We start from the raw sequence: 1,151 nt of genomic DNA on the forward strand, positions 1-1,151 counted from the left end.
GTGCCATTTTGGCCTTGGGGGTATTCTTCTTGGTCGAGCTGGAAAAAGTCATCTTCAGAAAACGCATGTAACTCATTCCGCATGTACGGGTAATATTCGCCATCAGAGATTTCTGGTGGCGTTTTTTTTACTGCGATGATGGGCTATGGGTGGCAAAAAGACTCACTACGTCATTAAAAAGTCAGCACAAAAGCATAAGAGTGAGAGGTCAGTTACAGTACCGCTCGGCCATAAACGCGTACTATGCGCGGCTGTTGCATATGCTCGCATGTGCTAAAAAATGGCTAATACCGCTTAGGACTAAGATCGCTTAGGAATAGTTATGACAGTCAGGAACGTCGTCAGAAAAGTGCGCTGGGGAATTGCGGGATTAGGCAAAATTGCGCATCGTTTCGCTAAAGATTTAACGCACAATGTCACCCTCGGGGAATTACATGCCGTTGCCGCACGCGACCTAGAGCGCGCCTCCGCATTTGCAGAGCAATACCAAAGCCCAAAAAGTTACGGCACTTATACTGCATTGGCTCAAGATCCGGAGATTGATGTGGTATATGTGGCGACTATCCATCCGCTGCATAAAAGTCTGGTCGCGTTATTTTTAGCGCATGGCAAGCATGTGCTAGTTGAGAAACCGGCATTTACCAATACCGAAGATTGGGATGAGATGTCGGCGCTAGCACAGCGTCAGGGATTGCTGCTGGTGGAAGCGATGAAAACGGTGACGTTTCCGGCTTATCAGGCATTGCGGAGTTTTATCCATGGCAACCACATTACCCTGACGTCGATAGAAGCCTCGTTTGGCAATTACCATGAATTTGATCCGCAACAACCGCTATTCAATCCAACGCTCAGTGGCGGCGCAACGTTAGATGTGGGCGTGTATGCCTTGTGGCTATACGCCGATTTATGCCAATTGATGCAAAAAACGCTGATCAAACCGGCGGTGACAATTTCCCGTGATAATTCGACCTCAGAGGTGGATGAAAATGTGACGTTTCATTTTGCCGGTGCGCAACATGCCACGCTATCCGGAACGCTGTGCGCCTCGATAACGCGTCATTTACCCCGTGAGGCTGTACTGAAGGGGCCCGATGTACACATTGTGATCCGCGAAAAATGGTGGAATCCGTGCCACATTGAAATTTGTTATC

1 protein-coding gene is annotated in these 1,151 nt (G+C 48.6%); it reads left to right on the forward strand.

Translation table 11 applies throughout. From position 1 onward, the window contains the following. Positions 1–322 precede the first annotated feature (322 nt). A partial coding sequence (locus tag ACRC27_RS00070; RefSeq protein ID WP_438638749.1) for a Gfo/Idh/MocA family protein occupies positions 323–1,151 on the forward strand: 829 nt, incomplete at its 3' end.

Origin of the sequence: Plesiomonas sp., assembly GCF_051650925.1 — a bacterium.
In the GTDB taxonomy this organism is placed as follows: Bacteria; Pseudomonadota; Gammaproteobacteria; order Enterobacterales; family CAMTGL01; genus Plesiomonas.